General features: G+C 42.0%; 15 protein-coding genes and 1 pseudogene. 15 read left to right on the top strand and 1 reads right to left on the bottom strand.

Annotated elements, in window-relative coordinates; translation table 11 throughout:
* The first annotated feature begins 494 nt into the window (after positions 1-494).
* The 6 genes and pseudogenes from GK047_RS25985 to GK047_RS29905 all read left to right on the top strand — a co-directional run bounded on the left by GK047_RS25985 (position 495) and on the right by GK047_RS29905 (position 6,297).
* The gene (locus GK047_RS25985) at positions 495-671 is read left to right on the top strand and encodes a hypothetical protein (RefSeq protein ID WP_205516990.1); all 177 of its coding nucleotides are present in this window, start codon (positions 495-497) and stop codon (positions 669-671) included.
* A pseudogene (locus GK047_RS29340) lies at positions 664-1,254 on the top strand (ATPase). Before GK047_RS25985 ends, GK047_RS29340 begins: the two are co-directional and overlap by 8 nt.
* Before the next feature lie 267 nt (positions 1,255-1,521).
* Positions 1,522-1,863, top strand: a complete 342-nt coding sequence (locus GK047_RS25970; protein ID WP_240344267.1) for a helicase — start codon at positions 1,522-1,524, stop codon at positions 1,861-1,863.
* A gap of 508 nt (positions 1,864-2,371) precedes the next feature.
* The gene (locus GK047_RS25965; RefSeq protein WP_163953210.1) at positions 2,372-4,459 is read left to right on the top strand and encodes a TerD family protein; all 2,088 of its coding nucleotides are present in this window, start codon (positions 2,372-2,374) and stop codon (positions 4,457-4,459) included.
* Positions 4,460-4,652: 193 nt separating this feature from the next.
* Positions 4,653-6,023 (top strand): SMI1/KNR4 family protein, encoded by a 1,371-nt coding sequence (locus GK047_RS25960; protein WP_163953208.1) that lies wholly within the window; start codon positions 4,653-4,655, stop codon positions 6,021-6,023.
* A 58-nt stretch (positions 6,024-6,081) separates the two neighbouring features.
* Positions 6,082-6,297: a hypothetical protein gene (locus GK047_RS29905; RefSeq protein WP_240344266.1), complete on the top strand. Its 216-nt coding sequence runs from the start codon at positions 6,082-6,084 to the stop codon at positions 6,295-6,297.
* Positions 6,298-6,604: 307 nt separating this feature from the next.
* Here GK047_RS29905 and GK047_RS25950 read toward each other — a convergent pair whose 3' ends face one another.
* The gene (locus tag GK047_RS25950; RefSeq protein WP_163953206.1) at positions 6,605-6,877 is read right to left on the bottom strand and encodes a class I SAM-dependent methyltransferase; all 273 of its coding nucleotides are present in this window, start codon (positions 6,875-6,877) and stop codon (positions 6,605-6,607) included.
* Between the two features lie 170 nt (positions 6,878-7,047).
* Between GK047_RS25950 and GK047_RS25945 the strand changes: the two genes are divergently transcribed.
* The 9 genes from GK047_RS25945 to GK047_RS25905 all read left to right on the top strand — a co-directional run bounded on the left by GK047_RS25945 (position 7,048) and on the right by GK047_RS25905 (position 18,946).
* Positions 7,048-8,430 (top strand): hypothetical protein, encoded by a 1,383-nt coding sequence (locus GK047_RS25945; RefSeq protein ID WP_163953204.1) that lies wholly within the window; start codon positions 7,048-7,050, stop codon positions 8,428-8,430.
* A gap of 14 nt (positions 8,431-8,444) precedes the next feature.
* A complete protein-coding gene (locus GK047_RS25940) occupies positions 8,445-9,098 on the top strand; it encodes a M48 family metallopeptidase (protein WP_163953277.1) in 654 nt (217 codons plus the stop codon).
* 209 nt (positions 9,099-9,307) lie between these two features.
* Positions 9,308-10,843: an ankyrin repeat domain-containing protein gene (locus GK047_RS25935; protein ID WP_163953202.1), complete on the top strand. Its 1,536-nt coding sequence runs from the start codon at positions 9,308-9,310 to the stop codon at positions 10,841-10,843.
* 526 nt (positions 10,844-11,369) lie between these two features.
* Positions 11,370-12,818 (top strand): ABC transporter permease, encoded by a 1,449-nt coding sequence (locus GK047_RS25930; protein ID WP_163953275.1) that lies wholly within the window; start codon positions 11,370-11,372, stop codon positions 12,816-12,818.
* Between the two features lie 9 nt (positions 12,819-12,827).
* A complete protein-coding gene (locus GK047_RS25925) occupies positions 12,828-14,336 on the top strand; it encodes an ABC transporter permease (protein WP_163953200.1) in 1,509 nt (502 codons plus the stop codon).
* Positions 14,337-14,352: 16 nt separating this feature from the next.
* Positions 14,353-15,324: an ABC transporter ATP-binding protein gene (locus GK047_RS25920; RefSeq protein ID WP_163953198.1), complete on the top strand. Its 972-nt coding sequence runs from the start codon at positions 14,353-14,355 to the stop codon at positions 15,322-15,324.
* Positions 15,321-16,304: an ABC transporter ATP-binding protein gene (locus GK047_RS25915; RefSeq protein ID WP_163953196.1), complete on the top strand. Its 984-nt coding sequence runs from the start codon at positions 15,321-15,323 to the stop codon at positions 16,302-16,304. Before GK047_RS25920 ends, GK047_RS25915 begins: the two co-directional genes overlap by 4 nt.
* A 59-nt stretch (positions 16,305-16,363) precedes the next feature.
* Positions 16,364-18,181 (top strand): ABC transporter substrate-binding protein, encoded by a 1,818-nt coding sequence (locus tag GK047_RS25910; RefSeq protein ID WP_163953194.1) that lies wholly within the window; start codon positions 16,364-16,366, stop codon positions 18,179-18,181.
* Positions 18,182-18,511: 330 nt separating this feature from the next.
* Complete coding sequence (locus GK047_RS25905; RefSeq protein WP_163953192.1) at positions 18,512-18,946, top strand: hypothetical protein; 435 nt, start codon at positions 18,512-18,514, stop codon at positions 18,944-18,946.
* Positions 18,947-19,071: the final 125 nt, after the last annotated feature.

The following is a 19,071-nucleotide window of genomic DNA, read 5'->3' as shown; positions in this document are numbered from 1 at the left end:
TAGTGTTTACGGACCTGTTGACGTCTTGTTGACGAACATCGTCAACAACCAATAAAACGCAAACAAATAGAACAGTACGACATGGTTAAAACCCTTGTAAATTAAGGGTTTTAACCAACTATCACAGAATTTAAACAACCACCACATGTTCCCGCATACCGTGCATGTGGAATCGGTTGCGCTGCTTGTTCGAAATGAAACAGATGCTGAAGAGCCTTATTAATACTGGGTTTTTTCGATGAAACAGCACGATGAAATTAGTGATACAGTTGCGTTTTTAAGCCATTGGTACATAGTTGGTGTGAAAACTCAACATAAATGAGCCGAAATCAGCGAAAATCACCCGAAAAGAGCCTAAAATAGGGCAAGTTTTGAATAAACTGTTATAGTCCTTAAGAAACTAACCCAAACGATTAGTAAAGTAATCGTTCGGGTTAGTTTGTGTTATAATTAAAACGAAATGCTGATACTTAGCTACTGGGATGGTGAGACTTATGAATCAAATCAAAGATCTCCAGAAGCTTATTAAGCTTACTGGTGATCGCGCTAAGCTAGATGCTAAGGCGAACGAGACATATATTGTGTATAAGAATGCAAAAGGTCAGATAATTAAGGAATACAATAATGGTCATGTTATCCCAGTTACCGGACAGGATTCCCCTCATGCATGAATTGTCTCCGATCATGTACGTTTTTGCTGGGAACAATGGCAGTGGGAAAAGCACCATAAGAAACCTTATTGTTGATCGGCTCGGAATAAGCATTAATATTGACCCAGATGCTTTGTGGCAAGGGGTATTGACTCACTTTACCCTGAGAGTAGAAAAGTGTCCGCAGGAAAAAAAGCCATAAAATTAGCCAAGGACTGTATTCGAAACAGACGTGATTTTTCAGTAGAAACAACGTTGGCCGGTGATAATGTCATTCGCCTTATGCGCGATGCCAAAACCAATGGGTTTGAGATCACAATGTTTTATGTCGGTTTAGGCGATTATCATTTGAATATTGAGAGGGTTGCAGGTTCGTGTTAAGAATGGTGGCCACCACATTCCCTCTGAAGATATTATAAGGCGCCATGGCACATCTATTCAAAATTTGCTTTCACACTTTCAGATAATTGACCATTTAATTGTTATTGACAACAGTTTGTCAGAGGGCAGGATTATTCTGGGCTTAGACAACGGTACTATTACACATCGTTCAGACTCCATTCCTTCTTGGGTTGAATGTATTGTAAAGGCACTGGATGCATAGGAAGAACGACCACGAGATTTGGGTTGTTCTTTTTCTATTATCTTTATAATAAAAAAGAAACCGAACGATTAGTGTGGCCACTGAAAAACTTACGTTTTTTCGGAAGATCGTCCATTTTTATATGTGAAGTGCCGAGGTATACGTCTTTTCGATTACCTGATCAGACGGCCAGTCCTTCTATACAATCTGTTTATCGGTTGCTAGTAGATGATGAGAACAGCACATGTAGAATATTTTGAAAGGAAGCTTGAATAATTCGCTAAAAATGTGATTGTTTTACGTGGTGGTATGGGCAAAAAACAACGAGAGGCGATTAGGCAGCGGATTGCAAGTATACCTGATACGGAAGAGCGAGTTTTTATTGCTACGGGGAAATTGATTGGGGAAGGCTTCGATGATGCAAGGCTGGATACGTTATTTCTAGTTCATCCGATCTCATGGAAAGGAAGCTTGCGGCAATATGCAGGAAGGTTGCACCGCTCGCATGCCAATAAACAAGATGTACAGATTTATGAATATGTTGATATTCAAGTACCGCTTCTCATGAACATGTATAAGAAAAGGATAAAAGGTTATCGTGCTATGGGATATAGCGGTATGGAATTGTAAGTTTATCTTATACTGAATGGTACTGGCGGATACGAGTAGGCCCTGTCTTTAAGATAGGGTTGTTTCAATTGAATAATAGGTTAATCTATGTTTCTTTAGACTCGAAAGCCTCCACCATTATTTGGCGGAGGCTTTTTTCTAATCATCTCGTGTACGCATGGCAAAAAAATGTTGTCTCTAAGGAGTCGAAATTGTGGATGTTAAGCAAAAATGAGTATTGTCGTAATACTTTCGCCATGTTCGTGCACTCCAACATATGGGATGATAGCACTCAAGAGGCCGCCAATGAAAGTCGCGGATAACTTGAGTACGTTGTTTTCTTTTAAACTCTTCAGGCTATTGCCATCCTTCCTTCTATAACTCACCCTGATATCTAGGGTGGCAGCTTTCCTGAAGAAATACACAATCAGGCTATTGCATCTCTTCCTTCTAAACCAACCTTTGATAAAACTAGAGATGCAAGTTACCTGATTTTATTTTTATGAATAAGAGGAGGCATTAGGCCGCAATGAGAAATATCATTTATCTAAGAAGAAATAGAAAGCTCATTGTACAACCTGGGCAACACCGTCTTCCCCAAAAATATATAGCAACAGCAATGAAAAATATGGAGTACTTAGGGTTTACTTTCTCCAAACCACTTATGGAAGTTCTTCAAACGATGTCTGTAGATGAGTTTTTGGGGATGTATCAGCAGCTTGTGCAGGATTTGAAATCCCTCGTAGGGGAGCATGTAAATTTCAAGCCGATGTACCCTAATTTCCCCCAACAAGTTATGATAGCTAGGGATGCAGAACTGTACGTTAACGCCATCCTTCACTATGTAACGCTCGAACTGCCCGAACATGCTCCCATGGAAAGAATTCCCTTATTGGATCAGGTTGATTTGGAAATCATCGATTTAGGAAATCCGGAAGATTTTACTCAGATCATTCGTAATCTCATTCAAGCAAAGGTATCGATCTCGGAATCGGAAAAGGAAGATATTGAATGGGTAATCGAAACTTATGATGATCTAAGTACCGTGCTGCCAGGTGAGATTCCTTTAAAAGAAAATGTGGGTTTTGTTGTGGGCGCGCTCCTCAAATATGAGAAGGCAAACATCAAACTCATCGGAAAATACATGAAGACTGCAACGGATGTACTAAGGTTAGCTGTCGCACTGTCGGGTGGGGATGTAAGTCTTGCAGCAAACACGAAGTTCCGAAAATTCAAGCGGGCTGAGAGGCGGTTGCTTTTGGACCTGCTTGAGCAATGCGGGAATCGAGTTGAGGATATGCTGCGCCATAAAAATCGCTGGATCCGTCTCGGAGAGATTCTACACCCTGCCGAATATAAAAATAAATATGATGGCTGTAAGGAAGCTTTTGATATCCTAAGAAATAATAAACCTTATGAAACGTTCGGTGGCAAGGTTGAAAATGCGCTTCGCGATAAGGATACATTACTTGCCGTGGATATATTAAAAGATCGTGCAGGTGAGTTTGCTAGACGGCTGGATCATTTGCTAAGAATCAATGAGGATTTCTCCCCAGTTATTGAAAAGTTTGCGGAAATTGCAGTACATGTTTCGACTCCAGTGTTGTTACAAGTCATGGCTCATTTTAGCCATAGGAATGAAAGGCATGAGTTGCGGACGTTCTTTCCAAAAGGAAACGTAGCGAAAGCAATAGCTATCCCGAATACACTTCCCGACATTGCAACCGAAGCTTGTGAAACGATTGTACAAACGTGCAAAAACACGTTGATGAATCGATTCTCTGAACTTCCTCCGCTAGGGGACGTTTATGTTGACGCGAGATTGAGGCAGTATGTCATGCCTTTCTCCCAGAGGTCGGCGAGCAAGGCACTTCGTACGATTGTTCGGGGTAGCCGACTTGAGATGCCAGAGGGGGACACGATCCGCTTTTTCTTATGGTGGAAAGAAGGGAAGGTAGACGGAATATATACAGGAAGAGTCGATATTGACCTCTCTGCTGTTATGTATGACGAGCATTGGCAGTATATCGAACATATTTCCTACACGAATTTGCGTTCAGCTAAATATAAAGCCGCTCACAGCGGAGATATTACATCGGCACCCTCAGGGGCTTGCGAGTTTATAGATATTGATATTCCTTCTGTTGTTAAATATGGTGGACGCTACATTGTCGCCTCACTGAATTCGTTTACTGAGCAGCCTTACTGTGATTTGCCTGAATGTTTTGCAGGTTGGATGATGAGGAAGCATCCCAATTCTGGGGAAGTTTTCGAACCTTCGTCAGTGGTGGATCGAATCGATATTGCTGCAGACACGAGAATTGCGATTCCAGTTATTTTGGATTTGGTGGAGCGGGAGGTTATTTGGTGTGATTTAGCGCTGCAAATGCATCCTAACTATTACAACAATGTAGAGGGAAATCAAAAAGGTATGGTTCTAATGGGGAAAGCGATGACCTCCTTAACAAAGCCTAACCTGTATGATTTATTCATGCTTCATGCTGTGTCCAGAGGTCGAATCGTGGAACATGCCGATAGCGCTCAGACGGTGTTTTCTGTGAATGAAGGAGTTACTCCCTTTGAATTAAGCAAAATCATGGCTGAGTTTATTGCTTGATGGGGACGGCTATGATTAAAGAAAATAATTGAGAAGCGTTGGCTAGGAAGCTTGAGAATTGTTGTAAAATCTAAAGTTGGAAAACAGGTACATGTTTGTTATGATGTTTGGATATTTACAATAAGTAATTTTACCAAAGCTCATAGAAAGGCTGCTGAAAATATTGACAGAGGTCTATTTAAGGGGGGAGCACATGCGAAGAGAACAATTGTACCGGATTCGCCGGAAGCTGGAGCAAGCGGCCAAAGCCGATCCGGAGTGCAGTGTATTCGGATCTAGAGCGCATAAGTACAAGCTGAACGAGCCGCTTAGCCTTGCCGAGCTTCGGCGGTTCGAACAAGCGCACGGAATCGCTCTGCCTGAGTCTTATGCGTCTTTTGTAACGGAGCTGGGGAACGGAGGAGCGGGACCTTATTACGGAATTCATCCGTTGGGCGCCAAGCAGGCCATTGATCTTGACCTCATAGGGCAGCCTTCGCCCTTGCGCCCGGGAGATAAACTGGAGCTGTCCGGAACGTCCGAGGGCGGCTTGGATGAAAATTCCGAGGACGATGAAGACGAGAAGTACCCAGGGCTGCTCAATATCGGCGAGCAGGGTTGCACCTACGAAACGATGCTGATGATTACAGGTGATTACCGGGGTAAAGTGATCTATGTCGATCTGGACAGTCTAAAGACATTTTTTACCTATGAAGAGAACTTTCTGGACTGGTACGAGCGCTGGCTGGACGAGACGATCGCGGGTTACGACAGCGCGTGGTTCGGGCTGCGCCGCGGCGGGGACGACCGGGAGCTGATGGAGCTGTACCGGTCGGCTGCGGAGGAAAGCATCAAGATCGAAGCGCTGGAAGGTATGCTTAAGCTGCCGGACATTGGCGATGAAACCGTCGGCTTTCTCCTACGGCACTATCACGAGAGCTCCAGTGAAGTGTGCCGCTGGGCACTTCAGGTGCTGGCCAAGATGAGATTCGGCCAGGCGGAGCCGCTGATCAGGCAGAAGCTGCGCAGCCAAGACGCCGCCGATCGCCTGCTTGCGCTGCAGTTTATCAAGTGGTACATGCCCGAAGGGGATCGGAGCTTTACCGAGGAGCTTGCAGCCATGCTGCCGCTGGAGACCGACGAGGAGGCGTTTCTCTTCTTAGCGATGATATTGAGCGAAGCCGGGGTGGACATGCTACTGATCATGCTGCCTTTTTTTTCCTATCCCAACAAGAACATTCGCATCCAGGCGCTGTATCAAGCGGGAAAATCCCCTGCCCCTGTGAAAGCGGACTATGTGTCGAAATTCATCGAGGCCTTGGAAGATACGGAAGCGCGGGTGCAGCTCATCGCTTTGCAGGCGCTGAGGGGCGTGACGGATGCCAGACTGCTTGAAGTTTTTGAGCGGCTTCTGCAGCAGCACAAGACGGACAAGGATTATATTCGCACCAATGTGCGGGGGCTGCTCGAGGAATTTCCGTTCCGGTCTCTGGAGCAGGTGGAACGGGAAGTTCCTTCCTCCTTAAGGCAAGTGAAGGGGATGCTAAGGAAGCTGATGGAGCCTTATCTTAAACCTAGGAAATGATCGAGGGCATAATTATAGTGTGTATGAAAACGTTGCTTTGCCATTTTTCAAGCGAGATATGAAATCAAAAGAGAAAAAAGATAAAGCAAGCTACTATTTAGAAAAGCTTGGCATTAGCGATCTGAAATACAAGAACGTAAAGCTAATAGTCAGTTTAGTAGCTGTTTTCCTGGAAAATGGAAAGCGAAGTATTATATTAATGATAAAACAAACGGCTCTTACAATATCAGGTTTGCAGCCAAGTGAATATTTGCTTTATCGTCATCTCTCATAGCTTTTGGAGTATTATGCGGATTCATACGGTATAAAAAGCCCTTCTTGACAAGAGAGGCTTTTTTCTTTTGGTAATAGGGGGGAAAGAATTAGTAGATGATTATGTGACCGACCAAGATATTTATTCTAAAAGTGCCTTGGTTTCATTGACTGTAAGGGCTCTAAGTTGTACTTCTCCTAATTCATCAGGTGGATGCCATCATTGTTTGTTTCTCCTAGACTTGCCCATAGGAAGGATTCTCCGAACCCCTGCTCTTTTGGTTCCTTATTCATATACCTTAACTCGACCAACTCAAATTTTCCTGACATTATATATATTGTATTCTACGGTGGGGGAGCAAATGATGAAATAGTCCAGAATCATAGACCAAATCAAATGTGTGCTTTTCGAATGTAAGATTAAACACACTGTCACAATAAAAGTTAATATTAACTGCATGCTTATTTGCATTGTACCGAGCACCTTTTATTGCTTCTTCGGAAATATCTACAGCATCTACGCTGACGCCTTGTTTTGCGATATGTATAGCATTTCGACCTTCGCCGCAATCAAGTTCCAACGCTTTTTTAATACCTTTCAAGTCATGTTGAAAGTTGTGTTCTCATGTTTCTTGTTGTTATTCTTCCATTTATTCACACAATACTAAAAAATCATAGCGAGACAAACACTCCTCTTAAAGGATACAATGAAAAGATTCAACATGTGTAAGGCATGCGCAATAAAGGAGAATGTAGAAAGTAGGAGTCCATAATGTGGAAATTAGTTGTTGTTATACTTTTTATAATTGTTTCCGGGTGCGGGTCGGGAAATCCGGAATCGGCTACCCGTAACTCGGTGGAATCTTCAACACAAGCGCCTCAGCTATCAACGCTAGAACCAACATCAACAACGAGTGCACAAGATACAAAAGCTAATGCGCAGCAATCAAAAGATTTTTTATATGAAAATAAAAAGCTGGGATTTTCCTTAAGCTTCCCTACCTCCTGGCAAGGTAAATATCTGATTGAAGATTCTGCATACGGTATTGTAATCAGTTTTAAAGCGAATGCAGAGCAAACGGGATACTTGCGCGGAATTAGAATAGTATCAAAAGATACTTGGAATACCTATAAAGAAGCTGGCTTTTTTAGATTTTTGGGGGAACGAAACGGGTACGTGTATATAGAAAATTCTTCGCTTGGAGCTCCTTTTGATAGTAAAGGTGATAAAAAAAACTTCGATGCATGGACAAAGATGCAGGAGCAGATGGCGGATGTTCTAAAAACATTTCAGATGTTACCTGAATATGAGGAAGGGATTTTTAATAAGATGAGGACGATGAACCTTACCATAGATAGGTTCAAGGAACGGGGATATAAAGTTGAGGAAAAACAAATTTTCGCAAGAAAGTTCGAAGACATAGGCGAATTGACGGTAACACCGGTTACGAAATTGGGTAATAATAAAGATTTTCCATTATCTTTAATTTTGACTGGGGGAAAGAAAGACATTGTCTTAACGCCAAACAGAAAAGATGGCCATGCTATGTTTAGCTCATTCGAAGCCATTTCGTTTAAAGATATAGATGATTACAGCTTAAAGAGCGGTTATACAGATATCATCGTCATAGCTAATTTTATCACTGGCGGGGGACAAGATGGCGCTAAACCATTCTCCGATGTATTTATATTTAAAAATGACACATGGGGTAATTTCATCGAAGATACAATTTTGGAAAATAGAATAATGGGTTCTTCAACCAGTAGAACGCTGACAGTGAAACAAGTACTTGATCTGGCGAAGCCATTTGATATGAAAAACTTTGTAGGTAATTTCACGAAAATTTCTTCGAATGAATACGATAAATCTCAAATTAATATAGAAAGTATAAGCGATGGCAAGATCAAGTTTGCTGTAGATGCCTTCCATGTAAATGGGAGAGCTAAAGGCGCTGAAACTGGAAATGTAAACGTGGGAAATATCGAAGAGATTGCAACATTAGATGGTTATATAGCTACCTATAAAGCGGATGATTTTGATTTTGAATTGACATTTGAGTTTTTCGGGAATGACACATTTGAAGTAACTGCAAAGGGAAGGTCTGCATTTGGAGCGAATGTTAGCGCGAATGGTGTTTATAAAAGAGACTTATAGAAATGATGGTGGTTATGAAGATTGAATTTGAAAATCATATAATCGAAGTTAATGTTCAATATGGGAAGAGAAAGAAGATTTCAATTCACATAGATTCGTTAGGTCTCATAACGGTTAAAGTCCCTAATGTTACAAGTCATGAGATGATAATAAGTGCAGTGGAACATCATGGGAAATGGATACTGGAGAAATCGCGTGAAAATGCGGCGGCTCGAGAAGCACCGAAGCCAAGAGAGTACGAAAATAAAGGGAAGTTCCTCTATCTTGGGAAAGAGTATTTTCTTCATGAGTTAATAGATACGGGCGAGTTAAATGAAGAGGAACTTAAAAGGAATCTCAAAAAGTTTTATTTTTCAAGCTGTAAGAAGATTATAGGAGAACGAATAAATAGATATCAAATACAACTGAGAGTAAAGCCCAAAACCATCGAGGTAGTAGAGTCTAGCACCAAGTGGGGAAGTTGCAGCTCGGATAAAAAGGTAACCTTTAATTATCGTTTAGCCATGGCTCCAATTGAAGTTATAGATTATGTGATCATCCATGAATTATGTCATCTGCTTCATATGAATCATGATAGATCATTTTGGAGACGCGTTGGGAGTATTATACCGGATTATAAAAAAAAGGAGGCGTTCTTAGCGCGATATGGGCAGGCTATGACGCTTTGAAAATGACGGGGGTTTTGGACCATCTCTGATGTGGAGAGAAAGGCAAATCGAGTCATGTTGTTAAAAGGAAATCTGTATGAAGAGCCATCACTAGGGTTCTGATAACAGCGTTTTTATCTTATAAAGCGGGGGCTATACATTTGAAAAAGTTCTTATTGTTTGTACTTTCGTTTTTGTGGATGACGGGTTGCTCGGGCGGAGAAAAGAGTATGAATACGACTCCTCCACAAACTGTAGAAATGAAAGAGACGAGTAAACCAGTGCAGGGCAGTAAAGACGAAAAATTAAAGCATTATGAAGTAACGTTAAATCGAGAAATTTATGAAACGAATGTTGTTTCTGATGCTAGCGGTGGTCAAGGTGGTTTCAAAGTTAGCTTAACAAATGGAAAGAGATCATTTGAATTAAAAGTAGAGGAATTTGGCAAATTGCCATTAGATATTAAGCAGCTTTCAGGTGCCAAAGGAGAAAAGAACATCATCATAGCTGCCCCCTCCGGCGGAAGTGATGGCAATATGAATGTGGCGGTCATTAAACTAAATAAAAATAAAGACGCTATCGAGTTAGATCGTGACGTATTCAGTAAACTCAGCAAAACTTCTTTTTACGACTTAGATTCTAAAGTAAATAATAAAGAACTGCATGATTGGATTACCGACAAGTATATGGGCTTTCATACTGCCCATTTCGATAACTTTGTGTTGGATAAAGATAATGTTGGAACTGCAAGCTTTCGGCTTGGCTATCACCCAACGATATTACAGGGTTCGGCGAAGGTTCATTTTAATTTTGATGTCCTTGAATTTCAGTTAGATGAAATCAGAGAGGTTTCTTTCGAGGATATAAAAGCCAGCCGTTGGTGTGAAAATGTGACCGAGGAGAAAGATTACAATTTCAGACAAATGTTAGGTGTGAAAAGTAAAGAAGGAACTAGAAGTATATTAGAAAGTGGAGATGTAAATACACTAGTAAGCTGCGGTGAATCGTTAGATAGACCTTTAGCTGATGGGCAATATTACTTATTTGAAGCTATTGCAAGATTTGATGTGAATGGCAAAAATCAGTTGTTAGATAGGCTTTTAACTTATCAAATAAAAACGGATATCAAAGATGAGAACGGTAACTACGCATATACAGTAGCACTTATTAGAGGGATTACTGATCAGAAAATATTAGACAGGCTTCGGAGTAAACTTAGTAAAAGCAGTATGATTCAGGCCCAAAGAACGGTAAAACTCTTAATAAACGGTAACGGTTTATCTGTTGATCAAATCAAAGATATCATTCAGGATGGCGAGAATTCTGTACCTATAAATGCTAATATCTCGGTTTATACTTCTGGTCAAGTTTTTAACTCTAGTGCCAATACTTGGCCGGGGACTGTTCTTGGAAATGCGATAGTTGCTAAGGATGCTGAGAAAATCAAGTGGCTTCTAGAACATGGAGCAGACCCTAATTTGCCTATGGGTAATTATGAATTTAAAAGTTCACCACTAAGGCATGCTTTTAGTTTGGCTGACGGTGATTACACAATAGCTGAGGAATTACTTAAACATGGGGCTAATGGTGATGAAGTCGTATTTACAATGCCAGGTGAGGCCTCTTTAAATGCTTATTTTAGGGATGAGCCTGCGATAACTAAATTGTTAGAAAAATACGGGTTTAATCATTGGTACTTGCAAGATCCTGAGGAGAAGCTAGAACTTACATCGAAGGCTGAGATCCTTAAGCTGAAAAGGTACTGATGCTTCTGCACTTGGTCATTTACAATTACTGGGTTGAATGCACCCGGTATATAGAACCTTCGGCTTCGGAAATGGGTGAAAAGCAGGTATCGCAGAATTAACGCTGCGATACCTGCTTTTTATGCTATAGAGTGGCTTGAGCAAGCGAGCCCAGCAGCCAACTCTATGCTGATCAAACAGTTTTTCAAATTTATGGTTGACTATTGCAGATGTTTTTAATAAAATTAACCATGGGTTGTAATTCATAGTAATTAACTAGGAATTATAGGTGTTTAATGTACCAGACACACTGGACATCGAAATCACTCCCCAAAACGATCTCACGTAGTGAGTAAGTAAGTAAGTAAGTAAGTAAGTAAGTAAGTAAGATAGCAGTAGGATGAAGTAGCTTGAACGTTACTTACCCTTAGGATAATGTATGAAGCTAACTCGACAACGAGAAGCAAACTGATTCAAGTTTGTTTCTCGTTGTCTTTTTTTGCATAAAATTGGAGGCTGATCTATGGCAACTACACACACGAATCGTATGCCACTGAGAAATACGAATACCATACATGATCCCAACGGTCATCACCGAATTAGTAATATTTACGAGAAGATGCTGAGGAATTCATTGTACAAAGTGCTTCTTTTCTTTTCAGGATTGCCCGTCAATCTGATTGTGACGCTTATTTATTTCATTCGGAAGAAATCCGATCCTTATTTGCAGATAAGAGAAGAGACGATACATGGCTATCGTCAAGAAGGATATGAAGCTCGACTGACAGAGGAGATTAGCAAAGAGCTCACTAGCAAGTATCTGTTTTTCAATAAACAGGTAAACGAAAAAAAGCTTCAAAGAGAAACGGGAAAATTAGTAGAGAAAGTCTTTCTTGAAGAGGTTGCGACTAAAGTAGAGGAGATCATGAGAGTTGCTAAGATCAGCAGAGTTACTTATGGCAGCACGTTTAGAGTGCTGATCTCGAATCCGCTCTTTTTTATAGTTTCACTGATTCCGTGTTTATTGATGTATTTGCTTATTTATATATACAGCAAGCCATATTTGAAATACGTGTTCGATCGTCTAGTCATGATGGTGTTTGTTATTTTCGGCGTAACATTTCTCGTATTCACAATTCTTTACTTATCACCTCTGGACCCTGCGTCCAACATTTTGGGTCAGACTGCAACGCCGGATCAATTGAGTCAATTCAAACAGGTGTATGGACTCGATCAGCCGTATCTTATTCAATTGTGGAATGCCTTTAAAGGGCTAATCACCTTCGATCTTGGCAAATCGTTCGCTGGGAACGAAATGGTTTCAACAGAAATCGTTCGCAAGCTTCCGATTACGTTGAAGCTAACGGTTATTTCGTTAATTATCGGCATTCTTATGGCCATCCCTGCTGGACTTATCTCAGCTACAAGGCAGTATTCTTTCTTCGATTATAGCTTTATGTTACTGGTGCTAATTGGTTTATCCATCCCGGATTTTTGGCAGGGGCTCGTATCCATATTGAATTTCTCCATTAAGGTAAATTGGCTGCCAGCTACTTATAATCCAGACAATTGGTTGTCCTTAATCAATCCAGCCATCGTTCTGGGAACGGGTCTTGCTGCGTCGGTAGCCAGAATGACCAGGTCTTCCACGCTTGAGGTAATTCATCAAGATTACATCGTTACGGCTAGGGCAAAGGGTTTGAGCGAGCGTAAAGTCGTCCTGAAGCACGCGCTTGGCAATGCGCTCATTCCCATCGTCACTGTAATCGGCTTGCAGTTTGGCGGTATGTTGGGCGGCGCTGCTGTAGTAGAAAAAGTTTTTAACATTAACGGCATTGGCAGTTATATCGTAGATAAGCAGTTTGTTCCGGATATTCCCGGTATTCTAGCCGGGGTGATCTACGTGGCTGTGACCATTTCATTGGTCAATTTGCTTGTAGATCTATTATACGCGTTCCTAGACCCCAGAATCAGATCCAAAATGAGAGACTACTAAAGTGGGTGCATGATGAGCAAATACTATTTGAAACGCGAAACACAACGTAAACTTAAAGCATTTCAGGAATACAGGCTTTCGAATTTCGCTTGGTCAGCTTCTCTAGTGATAGCTATCTTATTTTTATTCAATGGCTATGATCTGTTTGAGCGCACCGTACACATTCCGTTTCTTGCCTGTGCAGGCATTTACTTGATTTTCGGACTCTTACAGCTGCTCGTCTCGGTGAAAATTAAAAAGGACGTACTGGAAGCGGGTGCTATCCAAACGTCCACGCGAATCTTCGGATTCTCACTCATTATTGCACTGTTGACTGGCAATATATTCGTTGCGATCGCTGCCCTCGATATGATCAAAAAAGGCAAAACGATCGAATATACACTGTCCATTTATATGGCTTTGACGAATTTCTGTATCATTATGATCTCAGCTTTGAATATATTCAAGCCCTATGTGGCTGATCTGTTTGTACTAGGCATGGGCATTCTTCTTGTCATTAGCATCATCCATGTATTAACGATGATCCTGATTTCATCATTTGTGAAAAATGGAACGGTGGATCGCCGGCTGCTGCCACTCGCTTACCTTTTAATTTTCACTTCGTTTACAGGGAATGTGTTTTCCTTGCTTCTAGGCTTTACGTTGTTATCCAAAATCAAGAATGGCAACAAAGAAGTGCCCGTGACGTGGATCGACATTCTGCGAAGATTGTTTAGAAATTCAATGGCGGCACTCGGCCTTTTATTCATCACGGTGTTGCTTTCGGTATCGATTTGCAGCTATTTCACCTTCGAGTATACGCTTGCGATAGAAAACAATTATTCAACACTACTGCTTCCTCCAAGTCTGGAGTACCCTTTTGGAACCGATGATTTCGGAAGGTGCGTGTTTTCGAGAATTGTGTTCGGCGGCCGAATTTCATTGCTTGTGGGCATTATTTCCACATTAATTCCAGTCCTTGCAGGCGGTGGCTTGGGCGCTTTATCGGGTTATTACGGTAAGTATGTTGATAACTTCATTATGAGAGCTTTGGATATTTTGTATGCAGTTCCAGGGATGCTTCTAGCCATTGCCATTGTTGCCGCTTTTGGGGCCAATACGACCAATCTGATCATAGCGCTCAGTATTGGATACATCCCTACCTATGCGAGGACGATGCGGGCGACGGTGCTCAGCGTTTCGAATTTTGAGTTTATCGAAGCGGCTAGAGCATGCGGAGCGAAGGATCATATTATCATTTTCAAGCACATAATTCCTAATTCCTTGGCGCCGATTATTGTAAAAGCAACGTTGACGATAGGCGTAGCCGTTATCTCTACAAGCAGTTTAAGTTACTTGGGACTGGGCGTGGAACCTCATATACCGGAGTGGGGCAACATTTTAAAAATAGGCAGCGAATATCTGGAATCCAAATCATATTTGGCCGTCTATCCGGGCCTGGCGATCATTATGATGGTGTTATCTTTTAACTTTTTTGGAGATGGGCTTAGAGATGCTCTGGATCCGAAGTTGAAATAGGAGATGGATGGGACACATGGAAAACATACTAGAAATCAAAAATCTCCACGTGCATTACGTGACGGAGGATAACGTCATTAAAGCTGTGAATGGCGTGAATTTGGAAATCAAAAAAGGTGACAGCCTAGGCTTGGTCGGCGAAACAGGAGCAGGCAAAACGACAACGGCACTGTCCATTATTCAGCTTATTCCCGACCCGCCCGGCATGATTGTGGATGGGGAAATCCTTTATAAAGGGAAGAATTTGATCCATAACACCGAGAAAGAGAACAAGCAGCTCCGAGGCAACGGAATCTCGATGATTTTCCAAGATTCGATGACCGCCCTGAACCCGATTATGCGAGTGGGGGATCAACTGGCTGAGGTGCTCATCACGCATAAAAAAGTAAGTAAGCATGAAGCCCGCAACCAGGTCGTCGACTTGTTGGAAACCGTGGGCGTGAAGGCAGATCGGTACAATGATTACCCGCATCAATTCTCGGGCGGCATGAAGCAGCGGGTGCTGATCACGATGGCGCTGCTGTGCAACCCAGCATTGTTGATTGCGGACGAACCTACGACCGCTTTGGATGTAACCATTCAAGCGCAGGTTCTTGAGCTGATGAAGCAGCTAAGGAAGCAGTATGACATGTCCATGCTCTTCATTAGCCATGATCTGGGCGTTGTCGCAGAGACATGTGACAGGGTTGCAATCATGTATGCCGGGGAAATCGTCGAAATTGGCACGGTGGAAGAGGTGTACACAGCGCCGAAGCATCCCTATACGAGAGGGCTATTTCAATCGATACCCAAGCTAGAGGAGGATCGAGCAAAGCTGTTTCAAATAGAAGGAAGCATGGCGAATCCGGCCTCATTGCCTGAAGGCTGCTTCTTTCACCCAAGATGCAAGCACAAAGCTGATATTTGTGAATCAATTTCACCAACGATGCAGGGAGAGAGGCATCTAAGCAAATGCCATTTCTCACTACTGGATGAGGTGAAAGTATGAGTGCACAGAACGTGTTAGAGATCAAACATGTAAAAAAACATTTTGCCGTTCCAAGGGGCTTACTGCATGCCGTCGATGATGTGTCTTTTAGCGTGAAAAAGGGGGAGACCCTAGGCATCGTCGGGGAATCCGGGTGTGGGAAGAGTACCTTGGGAAGAGTCATTTTAAGATTGCATGAGCCAACCGCTGGCAAAATCTTATTTAAGGGCATGGACATTACCGCCTTCAATAAAGAGGAAATGCGGCAAATGCGGCAGCATATGCAAATTATTTTTCAAGATCCGTATGCCTCTTTGAATCCGAGAATGACCGTTTCTCAAATTATTGAGGAGCCATTAACATTTTTCAAAATTTACAAAACGGACAAAGAGCGTAAAGCGAGAGTAGCCGAGCTAATGGAGTTAATTGGGCTGCCGCAAAGTGCTTACAATGCGTATCCGCATGAATTTGATGGAGGACGAAGACAGCGAGTTGTTATTGCGAGAGCTCTAGCTGTACATCCTGACTTTATCGTGTGCGATGAACCAGTTAGCGCACTCGACGTATCCGTTCAAGCGCAAATTCTCAATCTGATGGTGGACTTACAGAAGCAGCTTGGACTTACCTATATGTTTATTTCGCATGATCTGTCTGTCGTCAAACACATTTCCAATCATGTCGGCGTTATGTATTTAGGACAGCTTATTGAGAAAGCGTCAAAGTCGGCGTTTTTCCGAAGGCCGTTACATCCCTATAGTATGGCTTTGCTATCCGCGATCCCGTCAGTCGACTTGAAGGAGAAGAGAAACAAAATCATTTTGACGGGGGAGATATCGTCTCCGATTAATCCGAAGCCCGGCTGCCGCTTTGCAGCAAGGTGTCCCTTCGTTCAAGATGCATGTCTGGAGAAAGACCCGGAGTGGAAAGAGATCGAAGCTGATCATTTCGTTGCTTGTCATCGCGTAGAAGAATTTGCGCAAGGACTTATTTATTACCATTAATTCCTCATTTATTTGTGAGTGGGTTATATACAGATGAACAACTACAGGGAGGATTTTAGATGAAAAAGAGAGCCATACCCGCACTATTGCTAAGTAGTATGCTTGTACTCGGAGGGTGCCAAATCGCAACGAAGAAAGATGTTGTCGCCGAGACAAGTAAGGAACCCGCCATTCAGAAACCGGTGGATATCGAACTGCTTACACAGAGCAGCAATGAAACAGATGCGAACGTTATTCGGGATCAGCTATCCAAGTCAGGATTTAATGTAAAATTAAATCTACAACCCGATTTCGGAAGCTATACAGCGCAGCAGAAGGCAGGTAATTATGATATTGCCATCTCCAGTTGGACGACAGTAACGGGGAATCCGGATTATGCGGTAAGATCCTTGTTCAAGACAGGCGGAGATTATAATAAAGGGCCGATCAGCGATCCTGAAATTGATAAGTTAATTGATGCGGCAGCATCACAGACGTCCGAACAGTATAAGGCGACGTATGCCAAATTGGAACAGCGCTTAGTTTTCGATAAAGCTTATATCGCTCCCTTGTATGTGTCCTTGAAGAGCCAGGGCTTGAATAAGAACGTATTGAAGGAGAGCTCCGTAAGACTATCCAAATCAAGATCCATGGTATGGGAAGCAATTGATTTTGCCGATGAATCCAAGAGGGACAAGGAACCGTTAATTTTGCAGCAAAGCATTGCGAGCCTTACCTCCCTCGATCCGATTAAAGGGAATGATGGTTCGATTAATATGCTAAATACGAATATGTATGTGCGCTTAGTTAATTTGACAGATGACGATAAAATCACGGCAGACGGGGCTTTGTCCCAGAACTTTGCTATTGCCGATGGAAATTCAGAGTATTATTTCCTCTTAAGGGATGATATCAATTTTGCCAAAATTCAAGCTAAAGCCGCTGTCGACTCCAAAGAGCGAGTAGGCGCTGAAGATGTGGTGTTTTCCTTAAACCGTGCTAAGAACAAGGCCGCAGTTCCAGACCACAGAACGTACAGCTTACATGAGCATATCAAAAATGTTGAGGTTGTTACCGATCTAAACACGCTATCATCCGCTAAACTATCAGGATCAAGCGGTACGGTTAAAGAAGCGCTCGAAAAAGGCTTGAAGGCTCCAATCAGCCAATTGACGGGTAATAAGTCGGAGGCTAACAATCAATCTGGGAAATACCAAGTTGTTAAATTAACGACGACAGAACCATTCCCTCAAGTATTGAACTATTTGGCACATCAATCGGCAGGGATTGTTTCGAAAAATCAGGTCGAAAGCATTAACACCTATGATGTCGTCAAATATGATGTGAATAAAGATATCTCCTACGGTGACCAAGCGACGATAACGGAGGGCGCCAAGTACAACAATGCCCTCACTGCCAGCGGTCCTTATATTTTATCTTACAAGAATGATTATGAAGCGGTATTCTATAAAAATCCGGGCTACAGAAAGGGAACGGAATTCGAGCCGAAAATTGCTAAAATTGTCGTACGTTTCATCAAAGACGCGGATAGCGCATTGTCTGCATTAAGAAGCGGTGAGATTCATGTGTATTACGGCGTTTCCGAGAACAAATTTGATCTGGTCAAAAATGATAGCAAGCTCAAACTGCAAACGCTTGAAAGCAACGGTGTCGCTTATCTCTCATTTAACTTGAGTAACAGAGAAGTATCCAAGAGTGAAGATTTAAGAAAAGCGGTCTTGTATGCCATTAATCAAGATGAGCTGATCAAAACGTATAATAACAATAAGTTTAAAGCGGTCTCGACGTTGTCGCCTTTAGTTAAGACGGGTCTGGAGTTCAAGGCTGATCCTAACAAAGTGAAGGATTTCTTGAAGAAGTATAATGAAGGTAAATGAGTGAATGCTATTCATTCTGTAGAGTGCCGCGGCTAGTTGTATGACAAAAACAAAGAGTAAGGGATGCGCGTGTTGGCGTATCGACTACTCTTTGTTTTTTTTTATCTTCATAAATTAGATGTAAAATCTCAATCAACAATAGAGATAATATATTCCCCTCGATTTTCACCAGATCTAATTATCCCTAAATCTTTTAGCTTAGATGGAATTAGATAATTATCTTGATTTTACGAAGGAACAAATGACAAAATGAAGTAAGGCTTGGATGAAGTGCGAAATTTATTCCCGAAATACGAAAGCAATATATGCTAATCAAGGGTGGGCATCAATATGAAAAAGGCAATATTCATGGCGATTTGTTTATTAATCGTATTTATCGCAGCTTCTTATTTCATTAATAAGCAATTTGATACAAGTAATCCTGACAACAAAGAGAACGCAGCAGCAAGTAAAGAAATTGAGGGCTTCTATACGGAATTCAGTAAAGAAAATATGGGAAGCAATATCACGTTCCATATCAACAAAACGCTAGCGAATATTGAATTATACCGTTTCTATTATGGAGAAATACGCCAGTACCGAATAGTCAGTATCAAGAATTTAGAGGCCGACTATAAACAAGCGGAGATCGAAGTGAAAACCTTGAAAAAAGGCGGGGGAGAAAAGACCTATAAAGACACACTCATAGTTGTACGTAAAGGCGACAGATGGTTAGTTGATAAATATTACAGTACTAGCGTGAATGACTGGCCTAAGCTCCCCTAGGGGTGGCATAGCCAAATTATTGAATCGTTGCTGTCGGAAATAGGTGCATAGCTGGTGATTGACATCGGGATTAGGCATGTCTCGATTTGTTAGGAGGGTTTCGTAACGTAAAATGCAGGTGTCAC

This window comes from Paenibacillus sp. SYP-B3998 (assembly GCF_010820665.1).
Taxonomy (GTDB): Bacteria; Bacillota; Bacilli; order Paenibacillales; family NBRC-103111; genus Paenibacillus_E.
This window is presented reverse-complemented; position numbering and strand designations above follow the sequence as displayed.

Coding starts and splice junctions, on each gene's coding strand:
- GK047_RS25985 (WP_205516990.1), top strand. CDS start 495: ATGAATCAAATCAAAGATCTCCAGAAGCTTATTAAGCTTACTGGTGAT.
- GK047_RS25965 (WP_163953210.1), top strand. CDS start 2,372: ATGAGAAATATCATTTATCTAAGAAGAAATAGAAAGCTCATTGTACAA.
- GK047_RS25960 (WP_163953208.1), top strand. CDS start 4,653: ATGCGAAGAGAACAATTGTACCGGATTCGCCGGAAGCTGGAGCAAGCG.
- GK047_RS29905 (WP_240344266.1), top strand. CDS start 6,082: ATGAAATCAAAAGAGAAAAAAGATAAAGCAAGCTACTATTTAGAAAAG.
- GK047_RS25945 (WP_163953204.1), top strand. CDS start 7,048: ATGTGGAAATTAGTTGTTGTTATACTTTTTATAATTGTTTCCGGGTGC.
- GK047_RS25940 (WP_163953277.1), top strand. CDS start 8,445: ATGAAGATTGAATTTGAAAATCATATAATCGAAGTTAATGTTCAATAT.
- GK047_RS25935 (WP_163953202.1), top strand. CDS start 9,308: ATGAATACGACTCCTCCACAAACTGTAGAAATGAAAGAGACGAGTAAA.
- GK047_RS25930 (WP_163953275.1), top strand. CDS start 11,370: ATGCCACTGAGAAATACGAATACCATACATGATCCCAACGGTCATCAC.
- GK047_RS25925 (WP_163953200.1), top strand. CDS start 12,828: ATGATGAGCAAATACTATTTGAAACGCGAAACACAACGTAAACTTAAA.
- GK047_RS25920 (WP_163953198.1), top strand. CDS start 14,353: ATGGAAAACATACTAGAAATCAAAAATCTCCACGTGCATTACGTGACG.
- GK047_RS25915 (WP_163953196.1), top strand. CDS start 15,321: ATGAGTGCACAGAACGTGTTAGAGATCAAACATGTAAAAAAACATTTT.
- GK047_RS25910 (WP_163953194.1), top strand. CDS start 16,364: ATGAAAAAGAGAGCCATACCCGCACTATTGCTAAGTAGTATGCTTGTA.
- GK047_RS25905 (WP_163953192.1), top strand. CDS start 18,512: ATGAAAAAGGCAATATTCATGGCGATTTGTTTATTAATCGTATTTATC.